Raw genomic sequence first — 12634 nt, forward strand, 5'->3', positions numbered from 1 at the left:
CGACGCACACGCCATCGGACGCAGCGTGCCGATGGCGTCGACGCGCGATCGGCCCCACCGCGCGTAGGCTCTGCGCACCGCGGCCGACGAGCCGCCGTTGCGCGGAGCCGCGATGAAAGCCCTCACGTTCGATCGCTTCGGCGGTCCCGACGTCCTCGTGTATCGCGACGTCGCGGATGCGACGCCGGGTGCGGGGCAGGCCCTCGTGCGACTGCGCGCGATCGGCCTCAACTTCGCCGACATCTATCGCCGGCAGGGCCACTACCACCTGGCCGGCGATCCACCGTGGATCGCCGGTTACGAAGGCTCGGGCGAGATCGTGTCCGCGCCGGAGGGTTCGGGTTTCGCCGTTGGCGATCGCGTCGCGTTCGCCGATGCGCCGTTCGCGAATGCCGAACTCGCCGCCGTCGATGTGGATCGCCTGATTCCCCTCCCCGACGACATCGAGCACGACGTCGCCGCTGCGCTGCTTCTGCAAGGCCTCACCGCGCAGTACCTCGTGCGCGACAGCTTCGCGCTGCGCAGCGGACACGTCGCGCTCGTGCACGCCGCAGCGGGCGGCGTCGGCCAGCTGCTCGTGCAACTTGCAAAGGCGGCTGGTGCGCGCGTGATCGCATTGGCATCGACGGCTGCGAAATGCGAAGTCGCCCGTCGTGCTGGCGCCGACGAAGCAACCACCTATGAGGGCGACTGGGTCGCGCGTGTGCAGGAGTTCGCGCCTGGTGGCATCGACGTCGCGTACGACTCGGTCGGCCGCACGCTGCACGATTCGCTATGCGCGCTGCGCACGGGCGGCGCCGTCGTGTTCTACGGCATGGCAGGCGGCGACCCTGACCCCGTCGATCCGCGCGTGCTCATGGACGGTTCGAAGACGATCACCGGCGGCGATCTGTGGAACGTCTTGCGCACGGCAGAGGATCGCCGCACGCGCGCCGCGGAGCTCTTCGACGCGGTTCGACGCGGCGATCTCAACGTCGCGATCGATGCGCGTTTCCCGCTCGCGGACGGCGCTGCCGCGCATGCGCTTCTCGAAAGCCGACGCGCGCTCGGCAAGGTGCTGCTGATTCCCTGATGCGCCCTGCCCTGCGCCGCCTGTTCCTGCTCGCGCTCGCCACCTATCGCGAGGCGCAGCTCGACGGCGAGGTGTGGAGCACGCGGTGTCTCCACTGCCGCACGCGTCTGCAGGTCGCAGTCGACGGTGCTGCACTCGGCGCGAGCTCGCTCGAACACGTCGTGCCGCAGGCATGGTTCGGCAAACGCGCGGCCGCGGGTCTCACCGCCCGTGTCGGCAACGCGCCGGACGACGCGCGCAATCTCGCCGTCGCGTGCGTGCGCTGCAATCAGGACAAGGGCAAAGGCCCGGACGCGCGCGGCCCCGCCGATGCGCGCGCGCACGACGTGGTCGCGTCGTTGCTCGACACGCGGCTCGCGCGCTGGCGTGCACCGTGCGGGGATGAGTGAGGAAACGGCGGCACGACGTGTCCCATGACGACCGCCGGAGCGGTCCTCACACCTTCACTTCGTCGCACGCTCGCGCGCGTCGACGGACGATCGCCAAACGGCGGCTCAGTACGAGCAGCGATTACCGCAGACGCGCGGCTTGGCGTCGGAGCCGCCGTCGCTGGGATCGGTGGTGCCGTCCGCGGTCAGCGCCGCCGTGGTCGGCGGCGCGCCGGTCGCGTCCGGCGATGGAATGAGCCCGAAGTACAGGAGGATCGCGAACAGGATGTCCAAGGTGGCGCTCCGTGGTGCGTAGCGGTGACCGCCGGGCGCACCGGCCGCGGCGGTCGACGGACGCTACGCCCGCTGGCCTGAAGACGGCGTCGACGCGGCCTTCACGTCGGCGGCCCGGCTCGGGCCGAGGGACGCCGCTTCGTCGGCGGTGAGCAGCCGCCATGCACCCTTCGGCAGATCGCCAAGCACCAGCGGGCCGATCGCGACCCGCACCAGTCGCAACACGCCAATGTCGAACGCCTCGAGCAGCCGACGGATGTGGCGGTTGCGACCTTCGTCCAGCACGACCTCGAGCCAGGCGTTACGCGCGCCCTCGCGCAGCAGCGCCACCGCCGCAGCGGCAAGGTGCTCGCCGTCGACCTCGACACCCACTTCCATCGCACGGAGCGTCGCCTCGTCCGGAATGCGATCGACCTGCACGTGATAGGTCTTCGGCGGGCCGGTCTCCGGGTCGGTGATCGACGCCGCCCAGCGCGGATCGTTGGAAAACAGCAGCAGGCCTTCACTCGCCTTGTCGAGCCGCCCGACCGGCGCGATCCACGGCAGCCCGGCGCCGTCGAAGCAGCGATACACGGTGTCGCGACCGCGCTCGTCGCGCACGGTCGTCACCAGCGCGCGCGGCTTGTTGAGCGCGAGGTAGATCGGCGTCGTCGCATCGACGTCGAGATCGCGTACATCGACGCGATCGACGTCCATGCGCACCGGAAATTCAGGGTCGCGAACGGTGCGGCCATTCACTGCGACGCGCCCGTCCCGGATCCACGTCGCCGCCTGCGTGCGCGAACACAGCCCGCGCTTGGACAGCACGCGCGCCAGCCCGTGCCGGGGCACCGCCGGCGGCATGCGCGATTACTTCTTGTCGGCGTCGGCCGGCGGAGGCGGCGGCGGAGGCACCGGCTGCGCGCCCTTGGCGACACGCACGCCGCGCGCCTTCATCCAGGCGTCGAATTCGTCGGCCGTCATGCGCTTGCCGTTCTGGTTCATGTCGAACCGCCACGGCGTGTTGTCGAACTGGGTCTGCGGCTTGTACGACGCCGGATCCATGCCCGGCACGAACTGCCCGGCGTTGCCGACGTTCGCCGTGGACCGGCACTTGTCTATGCGCATGCGCAGCAGCACGGCGTCGACCGTCTGTGTCTGATCGAACGCCTGCGCGAGCACGCCGCTGGGCGCGCCGAGTTGCGGCGCGGGCGCGACGAGTTCAGGTGCGAGTGCAGGCGCCGAAACGGGCGCCGTCGCCGAACGCGCGAGGCCGGTGCAGGCGTCCTGCGCGAACGCGCTTCCACTGGCGAGCACGAGGGACAGGAGGACGAAGCGACGCATGGCGATCTCCGACGGCCGAATTAGACGGACAGCATACGTCGCGTTTGGTGAAAGCGTGTATGCGGGCTCGATGGTTTGAAGCGGCACCTGCGTCGGTGCCGCATCGCAGGCGTCGTGGGCTGGTCAGAGCGCTTGCAGCGCTGTCGTCCTTCTTCGCGGAACACGGTGAAAGGTGCGACGCCACGGCTCGCGTGCGTGGTGCGTGGTGCGAAAACCTCACTCGCCCCAAGAAAAAACGAAGCCCGGCGCAAGGCCGGGCTTCGGATTACCGCAATGGAACCGAACGCTTACTGGTTCTGGACGTTCAGCTCGGTACGACGGTTGCGCTCGCTCTTGCACGCCGGCAGCGTCTGCGGCGTCGTCTCGAGCGGACGGCTCTCACCGTAACCGGTCGGGCCGACGAGGCGCGACGCGTCGATGCCGTGACCGGTCAGGTAGTCGTACACCGCGCGGGCGCGGCGCTCCGACAGCGACTGGTTGTAGGCGTCGGTGCCGCACAGGTCGGTGTGGCCGGCGACTTCAACCTTCAGCTGCGGGTAGCGGCCGAGGATCTGCACGGCCTCGTCGAGGATCGCGATCGAATCCGGACGCAGCGTCGACTTGTCGAAGTCGAAGTTCACGCCCTTCAGGTCGATCGTGAGCGGCACGGCGCAGCCGTCCGGACCCACGGCCTGACCCGCCGTCGAACCCGGGCACTTGTCGTCGCAGTTGTTCACGCCGTCGCCGTCGTCATCCTTGTCCGCGCAGGTCACGACCGGCGGCGGGGTGACCGGCGCAGCAGCGGCGCCGAGCGGGATGATCACGCCGACCGAAGCCAGCAGGTCACCGAAGCCGCTCTTGTCCGGAGCCGCGTGGCTCTGGTCGTCGAACGTCGTGCGCCAGGCGAGTTCGCCACGGATGCGGACCGGACCGGCGTCGGCCTCGAGACCCGCGCCCACCTTGGCGGCGAAGTTGCCGTCCTTACGCTGGCCCGGCGAGTTCGGGCTCGGGAAGGCGTCGTACTCTTCTTCCGACTCCTGCCAACCGGCACCGACCAGCACGTACGGGTTCCACGAACGGCCTTCCGCACGGAAGTGGCGACGGGCATCGAACGAGATGCCGTACTGGCTCCACCACAGATCCTGGTTCGCGTCGAAGCGCGGGTTCTGGTAGTTCAGCTGGGTCTCGAACGACCAGTTCGCGTTGATGGGCTTGCCGATGCCAATCGCGCCGAACGGCGCGTTGCGCGTGCCACGGGCGTTGTCCTGGATGTTGAAGCCAACGTCGCCGGACAGGTACCAGCGGTCGTCGAACGCCTGCGCCTGCGCGACTTGGGCGAAGGCGAGGCCGGCGAGCAGAGCGGTGCTCAGCATGCGGATCTTCATGTGCAACTCCAAAAGAAGGTCGGAAACGGCAGCCAGGCCGTAACGCTCCTGAACAGGCCGAGCTGAATGATTGCACGATCGTCAGGTTTTTTTAACAACCCTGAACGAAGTGCCGACCAGCGGCCGTAGATAAAGACGAAGCCCGGCGCGAGGCCGGGCTTCGAGGTACTGCGGGAAACCGAACGCTTACTGGTTCTGGACGTTCAGCTCGGTACGACGGTTGCGCTCGCTCTTGCACGCCGGCAGCGTCTGCGGGGTGTTCTCCAGCGGACGGCTCTCGCCGTAGCCATTCGGGCCGGCCAGACGCGAAGCGTCGATACCGTGGCTCGTCAGGTAGTCGTACACCGCACGGGCGCGGCGCTCGGACAGCGACTGGTTGTACGCATCGGTGCCGCAGAGGTCGGTGTGACCCGCGACTTCGACGCGCAGCGCCGGGTAACGGCCGAGGATCTGCACCGCCTCGTCCAGGATCGCGATCGCGTCCGGACGCAGCGTCGACTTGTCGAAGTCGAAGTTCACGCCCTTCAGGTCGATCGTGAGCGGCACGGCGCAGCCGTCCGGACCCACGGCCTGACCGGCCGTCGAACCCGGGCACTTGTCGTCGCAGTTGTTCACGCCGTCGCCGTCGTCATCCTTGTCCGCGCAGGTCGGAACCGGAGCCGGGGCGACCGGGGCCGCCGGCGGCGGGCCCAGCGGGATCACGACGCCGACCGACGCCAGCACGTCCTGGAACCAGTCTTCGCCGTCGTTGTGGTCGTTGTCCTGCAGCAGGGCGCCGACGCTGTCGTTGTCGGCGTCGAGGCGCAGCGCGAGCTCGGTGCGGATCTTGACGCGGCTACCGACGTCGCCCTGGAGACCGACGCCGATCTTGCCGGCGACGTGGCTGTCTTCGCGCTGGCTCGGCGCACCGTTACGCTCGAAGCGCGCCGGGATCAGCGGGTTGGACGGATCGAACTCCTCTTCCGACTTCTGCCAGCCCAGACCCATCACGACGTACGGGTTCCAGTTGCGGCCTTCGGCGATGAAGTGACGGCGAGCGTCGAACGACACGCCGTACTGGCTCCACCACAGGTCCTGGTTGTAGTCGGCACGCGGATTCTGGTAGTTCGCCTCGACGTCGAACGACCAGTTCGGGTTCCACATCTTGCCGAAACCGATGGTGCCGAACGGCGCGTTGCGCGTGCCGCGATCGTTGTCCTGCAGGTTGAAGCCAGCGGAACCGGTGATGTACCAGCGATCGTCAAACGTCTGGGCCTGAGCGGCCTGCGCCAGCGACAAACCGCCGAGCAGGGCGGCGCAGAGGAGTTTCTTGTTCATCTTGTACGTGCTCCTAGGGGAATCGGGAGAGGGGAATGCGCGTCAGCGTTTTTTCCGACCGTGCGAGACGGCTAACTGAACAAAGCCATCGGCGCGGAGCCTAGAAGCGGCGCTGTGAAGGCGCTGTTAACTACCCACTAACAATTTTCGAAGTTCCCGAAACGGCTTTTTTTAGTGGGTTTTGATTAATCGGCGTCGTTGGGGTGTCGACGCAATCGGGCTCCGGGCGCGTGGTTGCGTGACGCTCGGCGTCACCTGATGGCAGAGCCGCGCGCCGTTTCGCATGCCCAAGCGTCCCGCGACTTGCCGGCTGCTTCGATTCCCGGCATGGTGCGCCCACCGTACGCAAGCGTATCCACGCATGACTGCCGCGCCCCACCCGCGCTTTCCCCATCTTTTCGCCCCGCTCGACCTCGGCTTCGTGACGCTGCGCAATCGCGTGCTCATGGGATCGATGCACACCGGCCTCGAAGACCATGCGCGTGACTTTCCCAAGCTCGCTGCGTACTTCGCCGAACGCGCGGAAGGTGGCGTCGGGCTGATGGTGACGGGCGGCTTCGCGCCCAACGTGCGGGGTTGGCTGAAGCCGCTCTCGGGCACGCTGTCGATGCCGTGGCAGGTGCGACGCCACCGCCAGGTGACCTCCGCCGTGCACGCGAACGGCGGGCGCATCTGCCTGCAGATCCTGCACGCCGGTCGCTACGGGTATCACCCACTGCAGGTCGCGCCGAGCGCGATCAAGGCGCCGATCAATCCGTTCTCGCCGAAGGCGTTGTCGGCGTCCGGTGTCGAGCGTCAGATCCGCGCATTCGCGCGCAGCGCGAAGCTGGCGCGCGAGGCGGGGTACGACGGCGTCGAAGTGATGGGCTCGGAAGGTTATCTGCTCAACCAGTTCACCGCGTCGCGCACCAACAAGCGCAGTGACGCATGGGGCGGCGACGCGACCAAGCGCATGCGCTTCGCGGTCGAAATCGTGCGCCGCATCCGCGAAGCCTGCGGCCCCGATTTCATCGTGATCTACCGGCTTTCCATGCTCGACCTCGTCGACGGCGGCCTCGCCTGGGACGAGGTCGTACAGCAGGCGCAGGCGGTCGAAGCGGCGGGCGCAACCATCATCAACACCGGCATTGGGTGGCATGAGGCGCGCGTTCCCACGATCGCGACATCGGTGCCGCGTGCGGCGTTCGTCGACGTCACTGCGCGCCTGAAGCCGCACGTGAGCGTGCCGCTGGTGGCGACCAATCGCATCAACATGCCCGACGTCGCCGAGCGCGTGCTCGCCAGCGGCGCCGCGGACATGGTGTCGATGGCGCGACCGCTGCTCGCCGATCCGCGCTGGGTCGCGAAAGCGCGCGACGGACGCGTCGACGAGATCAATACCTGCATCGCCTGCAACCAGGCGTGTCTCGATCACGTGTTCGAGAACAAGCGCGCGAGCTGTCTGGTCAATCCGCGCGCCTGCCACGAAACCGAACTCGTCTATGCGCCGACGTCGGCGCCGAAGCGCGTCGCAGTCGTCGGTGCGGGTGTTGCGGGTCTCGCCTGCGCGACGGTCGCCGCACAGCGCGGCCACACCGTGACACTGTTCGAAGCAACCGACGACATCGGCGGACAGTTCAACCTCGCGCGTCGCATTCCCGGCAAGGAAGAGTTCAACGAGACGATCCGCTATTACCGCCGCCGCATCGAACTCGATGGCGTCGATCTGCGCGTGTCGTCGCGCGTCGACGACGCCACACTCACCGGCTTCGATCGGGTCGTGCTCGCTACGGGCGTGGTGCCCCGCCCCGTCGAATTCCCCGGCCACGACGATCCGCGCGTGTTGCGCTATGACGACGTGCTCGCCGGGCGCGTTGCGGTCGGTCCGCGCGTTGCGATCGTCGGTGCAGGCGGAATCGGTTGCGACGTCGCCGAGTTCCTCGCACACGAAGGCGTGTCGCCGTCGCTGGACATCGATGCGTGGCGCCGCGAATGGGGCGTCGATGTCGACTACACCGACGTGCCGGGCGGCCTGCGCGCGCCGGAGAAGCCGCCGGTCGCCCGCGCGATCTGGCTGTTGCAGCGCAGTGCGGGCAAACCCGGTGCGCGCCTTGCCAAGACCACGGGCTGGATCCATCGCGCCAGCCTCAAGACGCGCGGCGTGCAGGCGCTGGGCGGCGTGCAGTACGTGCGCTTCGACGATGCCGGCTTCCACATCACCGTCGACGGCGAACCACGCACGCTCGAGGTCGACAACGTCGTCATCTGCGCCGGCCAGCTGTCGAACAATCCGCTGGAAGCGCCTCTGCGCGCGGCGGGTCGCGACGTGCAGGTCATCGGTGGTGCGGACGTCGCGGCGGAGCTCGATGCCAAGCGCGCGATCGCACAGGGCAGCCGTGTCGCCGCCGCGCTCTGAGGGCCGTCGGCCCACGGATGGAACCCTCCATCGCAGCCATCGCGTCGCCGTGAGGCGGCGCGTGGCCCGATAGTCGCGCCTTTCGTCCGCCGGAGTCGTCCATGAAGCTCTACACCAAGCCCGGTGCGTGCTCGACCGCGTGCCACATCTCGCTGCACTGGTCCGGCGCGCCGTTCAGCGTGCAGGTGCTGACGGCGGACGAGATGAAGTCGCCGGCGTATCTGGCGATCAATCCGGTCGGTGCGGTGCCGGCGCTCGAGGACGGCGACTTCGTGCTGACGCAGAACGCTGCGATCGTCGGCTACATCGCCGACCTGTATCCGGCGTCGGGCCTTGGCGGCGACGGCAGCCCGCGCGAGCGTGCCGAAGCGAATCGCTGGCTCGCCTACTGCAATGCCGACCTCCACCCCGCCTTCCACCCGCTGTTCGGACCGGGCCGTTTCATCGCCGACGAGTCGCAGTTCGACGCGGTGAAGGCGATCGCGCGCAAGCGTCTGCGCGACATGTATGCGCGCGCGAACGCGCAGCTCGACGGCCGCGAGTGGATCGCCGGCTTCCGCAGCTACGCTGATCCGTATCTCTACATCACGCTGCGCTGGGCGGCGAAGACGGGCGTCGACCTGTCGGGCTACGACAACCTTGCCGCATTCGTGCGCCGCATGGATGCGGATCCGGGCGTGCAGGCCGCACTCGTCGCCGAGGGCCTGGCCTGATGTGAGCGCGACCGGTGCATCGTGCCGGTCGCTGGTGGATTCAACGGAGATCGTCGCGCCAGTGGCGCGACATCTCCATGAAGGCGAATGACGCGGACCAGGCGATCATCATCAGCCCGACCAGCGCTTCGGCGCCCGCCAGCCAGCGGATGGGACCTTTGGGCACCAGATCGCCGAACCCGACCGTCGAGTACGTCATCGCCGACAGATAGAACGCGTCGAACATGCCCGCGTGATGCGCGCCATCGATGCTGCCGGCTTCGGGCACCTGCAACAGCGCCCAGAAGCCGACGCCGAACACCAGCATCGATGCGACGTGCAGGCACAGCAGCCCGAACACCATATGCAGCATCGAGTGATGCCCCACCGGCCCGCCGACGCGCTCGCGGTGCCGGTTGTACAAGCCACCCAACCATTTCATGCCGACGAAGTTGAGCGAGACGGTGGCGACGATCGCGATGATCGCCGCCCCGATGGCGAGCGCATGGATGCCGTAGGGCGCGCCCGCCTGCATTGATCAGCGCTTGTCGATCGCCACGTACTCGCGATCTTCCGGCCCGATGTAGTTCGCGCTCGGGCGGATGATCTTGCCGTCCTCGCGCTGCTCGATGACGTGCGCGCTCCAGCCGGTGGTACGCGCGATCACGAACAGCGGCGTGAACATCGGCGTCGGAATGCCCATCATGTGATAGGCCGACGCGCTGTACCAGTCGAGGTTCGGGAACATCTTCTTGGTGTCCATCATCAGATTCTCGATGCGCTCGGACACGTCGAACAGCGTCATGTTGCCGCCGTCCGCGCAGAGCTTGCGCGAGATCTCCTTGATGATGGGATTGCGCGGATCGCCGATCGTGTAGACCGGATGGCCGAAGCCGATGACGATCTCCTTGCGCTCCATGCGCGCGCGGATGTCGGCTTCCGCCTCGTCCGGAGTCGCGTAGCGGCTGATGATGTCCATCGCCACTTCGTTCGCGCCGCCGTGCTTCGGGCCGCGCAGCGCGCCGATCGCACCGGTGATACACGAATGCAGGTCCGAGCCCGTGCCGGCGATGACGCGCGCGGTGAACGTCGACGCGTTGAACTCGTGCTCGGCGTAGAGGATCAGCGACTTGTCGAGCGAGTCGGCGTGCAGCGACGACGGGCGCTCGCCGTGCAGCAGGTGGAGGAAATGCGCGGCGACAGAATCGTCGTCGGTCAGCGTCTCGATGCGCTCGCCGTTGCGGGTGAAGTGCCACCAGTACAGCAGCATGGAGCCGAAGCTCGCGATGAGCTTGTCGGCGATGTCGCGCGCCTCCGACGCCGGATGACCTTCGCGCTCAGGCAACACGGTGCCGAGTACCGAGCAACCGGTGCGCAGTACGTCCATCGGGTGCGCATTGGCAGGCACGAGCTCGAGCGCTTCCGCCACGATCGCCGGCAGGCCGCGCAGGCGCTTGAGCTTGGTCTTGTACGCGCGCAGCTGGGCCGTGGTCGGCAGCGTGCCGTGCACCAGCAGGTGCGCGACCTCCTCGAACGTCGACTTGGTCGCGAGGTCGTGGATGTCGTAACCGCGGTAATGCAGGTCGTTGCCGCTGCGGCCGACCGTGCACAGCGCGGTGTTGCCCGCGGCGGTGCCGGACAGCGCGACGGACTTCTTGGCCTTGGGAAGCACTTGCTCGCTCATGTCATTTCTCTCATTGCGACTTCCGCGACGCGGAAGCGGAGTGCGCGGCCGTGTGGCCGCGCTGGATTCAATCGTTCTTCGACGACGCGAAGAGTTCGTCGAGCTTGTCCTCGTAGGCGTGGTAGCCGAGGAAGTCGTAGAGCTCCGCGCGCGTCTGCAGCGTGTCGACGATGTTCTTCTGCGTACCTTCGCGACGCACGGTCTCGTAGAAGTTCAGCGCGGCCTTGTTCATCGCGCGATACGCGCCGCAGCAGTAGAGCGCGATGTCGACGCCGGCGTCGCGCAGCTCGTCCGTGGTGAAGAACGGCGTCGAACCGAACTCGGTGAGGTTGGCCAGGATCGGCACCTTCACCGCGGCCTTGAACTTGCGGTAGTCGTCGAGCGAGTTCATCGCTTCGGGGAAGATCATGTCGGCACCGGCCTCGACGTAGGCGAGCGCGCGTTCGATCGCCGAATCCACGCCTTCGACCGCCGCGGCATCGGTGCGCGCCATGATGACGAACGACGCGTCGGTGCGGCCGTCCACCGCCGACTTCACGCGGTCGACCATTTCCTGCGTCGACACCACTTCCTTGCCGGGGCGATGGCCGCAGCGCTTCTGCCCGACCTGGTCTTCCATGTGCACCGCAGCCACGCCGACGCGCTCGAAGTTGCGGATGGTGCGCGCGATGTTGAACGCACCGCCCCAACCAGTGTCGATGTCGACGAGCAGCGGCATCTGCGTGGCGTCGACGATGCGACGCGCGTCGGTCAGCACGTCCTCCATCGTCGAGATGCCGAGGTCCGGCATGCCCAGCGAATTCGCGGCGACACCGCCGCCGGAGAGATACAGCGCCTTGTAACCCGTGCGCTTGGCCATCAGGCCGGCATAGGCGGTGATGGCGCCCATCACCTGCAGCGGAGTTTCCTCGGAGAGTGCGGCGCGGAAGCGCGCGCCTGCGGACTGTTGCGTCATTGCGGCCTCATCGAATGCGGCCCGCGACGTGCGCGAGCGATGGCGGGCTCATGCCTCGCCGGACCACCAAAGCGACGAAGGCGACCAAGGCCGCCTTCGTCATCGTGCGTGATGCGTTACAGCAGATGCGCGACGCCCTGCCGCTCTTCCTCGAGCTCGGCCAGCGTCTTGTCCATCGCGGCGCGGCTGAAGTCGTCGATCGGCAGGCCTTCGACGCGCGTGTACTCGCCGTTCGCGCAGGTCACCGGCACGCCGTAGATCACGCCTTCCGGAATGCCGTAGCTGCCGTCCGACGGCACGCCCATCGTCACCCACTTGCCGTTGGTGCCGAGCACCCAGTCGCGGATGTGGTCGATCGCGGCATTCGCCGCCGACGCCGCCGACGACAGGCCGCGCGCTTCAATGATCGCCGCGCCGCGCTTGCCGACCTTCGGAATGAACTCGTTCGCGTTCCACTCGGGGTCGTTGATCATGTCCTTCAGCGACTTCCCGTTGACCGTCGCGAAGCGGTAGTCCGGATACATCGTCGGCGAGTGGTTGCCCCACACGACGAGCTTGTCGATATCGCCGACCGGCACGCCCGCCTTGTTCGCGAGCTGCGACAGCGCACGGTTGTGATCGAGGCGCAGCATCGCGGTGAAGTTCTTCGCCGGCAGGTCCGGCGCCGACTTCATCGCGATGTAGGCATTGGTGTTCGCCGGGTTGCCGACGACCAGCACCTTCACGTTGCGCGAGGCGACCTTGTTCAGCGCTGCGCCCTGCGCGGTGAAGATCTTCGCGTTCTCGAGCAGCAGGTCCTTGCGCTCCATGCCCGGGCCGCGCGGACGCGCGCCGACCAGCAGCGCGATGTCGGCGTCCTTGAACGCGACTTCCGCATCATCCGTGCCGACCATGCCGGCGAGCAGCGGGAACGCGCAGTCCTCGAGTTCCATCATCACGCCCTTGAGCGCGGCCTGCGCCTTCTCCATCGGCAGCTCGAGCATCTGCAGGATCACGGGTTGATCCTTGCCGAGCATTTCGCCACTGGCGATGCGGAACAGCAGCGAGTAACCGATCTGGCCGGCTGCACCGGTGACGGCGACGCGGACGGGGGTCTTCATGTACGAACTCCGTGGATCAAGCGTGGGGTTGTCGGACGAATCTTCCTGGATGCCGTCGCGTTTGCCGGAC

13 protein-coding genes are annotated in these 12634 nt (G+C 67.6%); 4 read left to right on the top strand and 9 right to left on the bottom strand.

The window, feature by feature from the left end; all coding sequences use genetic code 11:
- Positions 1-112: 112 nt before the first annotated feature.
- Both DWG18_RS09605 and DWG18_RS09610 read left to right on the top strand, forming a co-directional pair.
- Positions 113-1072, top strand: a complete 960-nt coding sequence (locus DWG18_RS09605; protein ID WP_115646984.1) for a quinone oxidoreductase — start codon at positions 113-115, stop codon at positions 1070-1072.
- Positions 1072-1461: an HNH endonuclease gene (locus DWG18_RS09610; protein WP_115646985.1), complete on the top strand. Its 390-nt coding sequence runs from the start codon at positions 1072-1074 to the stop codon at positions 1459-1461. The genes DWG18_RS09605 and DWG18_RS09610 overlap by 1 nt, the downstream gene beginning before the upstream one ends.
- Before the next feature lie 105 nt (positions 1462-1566).
- On the opposite strand, the gene DWG18_RS15295 is transcribed toward DWG18_RS09610, so the two are convergent.
- From DWG18_RS15295 to DWG18_RS09630, 5 genes are all read right to left on the bottom strand, one after another.
- Complete coding sequence (locus DWG18_RS15295) at positions 1567-1734, bottom strand: hypothetical protein (protein WP_162823789.1); 168 nt, start codon at positions 1732-1734, stop codon at positions 1567-1569.
- 63 nt (positions 1735-1797) lie between these two features.
- Positions 1798-2577, bottom strand: coding sequence for a pseudouridine synthase (locus DWG18_RS09615; protein ID WP_115646986.1), 780 nt, complete (start codon positions 2575-2577; stop codon positions 1798-1800).
- A 6-nt stretch (positions 2578-2583) separates the two neighbouring features.
- The gene (locus tag DWG18_RS09620; RefSeq protein ID WP_115646987.1) at positions 2584-3057 is read right to left on the bottom strand and encodes a hypothetical protein; all 474 of its coding nucleotides are present in this window, start codon (positions 3055-3057) and stop codon (positions 2584-2586) included.
- A 287-nt stretch (positions 3058-3344) separates the two neighbouring features.
- The gene (locus DWG18_RS09625; RefSeq protein WP_115646988.1) at positions 3345-4421 is read right to left on the bottom strand and encodes an OmpA family protein; all 1077 of its coding nucleotides are present in this window, start codon (positions 4419-4421) and stop codon (positions 3345-3347) included.
- Positions 4422-4607: 186 nt separating this feature from the next.
- The gene (locus DWG18_RS09630; RefSeq protein ID WP_115646989.1) at positions 4608-5738 is read right to left on the bottom strand and encodes an OmpA family protein; all 1131 of its coding nucleotides are present in this window, start codon (positions 5736-5738) and stop codon (positions 4608-4610) included.
- A gap of 361 nt (positions 5739-6099) precedes the next feature.
- On the opposite strand from DWG18_RS09630, the gene DWG18_RS09635 reads away from it, so the two are divergent.
- The gene (locus DWG18_RS09635; protein ID WP_115646990.1) at positions 6100-8133 is read left to right on the top strand and encodes an NADPH-dependent 2,4-dienoyl-CoA reductase; all 2034 of its coding nucleotides are present in this window, start codon (positions 6100-6102) and stop codon (positions 8131-8133) included.
- Positions 8134-8234: 101 nt separating this feature from the next.
- Complete coding sequence (locus tag DWG18_RS09640) at positions 8235-8846, top strand: glutathione S-transferase N-terminal domain-containing protein (RefSeq protein ID WP_115646991.1); 612 nt, start codon at positions 8235-8237, stop codon at positions 8844-8846.
- 40 nt (positions 8847-8886) lie between these two features.
- Here DWG18_RS09640 and DWG18_RS09645 read toward each other — a convergent pair whose 3' ends face one another.
- The 4 genes from DWG18_RS09645 to DWG18_RS09660 form a co-directional block, all read right to left on the bottom strand.
- Complete coding sequence (locus DWG18_RS09645) at positions 8887-9360, bottom strand: potassium channel family protein (protein ID WP_115646992.1); 474 nt, start codon at positions 9358-9360, stop codon at positions 8887-8889.
- 3 nt (positions 9361-9363) lie between these two features.
- Positions 9364-10509 (bottom strand): 2-methylcitrate synthase, encoded by a 1146-nt coding sequence (prpC, locus tag DWG18_RS09650; RefSeq protein WP_115646993.1) that lies wholly within the window; start codon positions 10507-10509, stop codon positions 9364-9366.
- A gap of 67 nt (positions 10510-10576) precedes the next feature.
- Positions 10577-11464 carry a methylisocitrate lyase gene (gene prpB / locus DWG18_RS09655; RefSeq protein WP_115646994.1) on the bottom strand — a complete coding sequence of 296 codons (888 nt, stop codon included), beginning with the start codon at positions 11462-11464 and terminating at the stop codon, positions 10577-10579.
- 116 nt (positions 11465-11580) lie between these two features.
- Positions 11581-12564, bottom strand: coding sequence for a malate dehydrogenase (locus DWG18_RS09660; protein ID WP_115648133.1), 984 nt, complete (start codon positions 12562-12564; stop codon positions 11581-11583).
- Positions 12565-12634 lie beyond the last annotated feature (70 nt).

Source organism: Lysobacter sp. TY2-98, assembly GCF_003367355.1.
In the GTDB taxonomy this organism is placed as follows: Bacteria; Pseudomonadota; Gammaproteobacteria; order Xanthomonadales; family Xanthomonadaceae; genus Cognatilysobacter.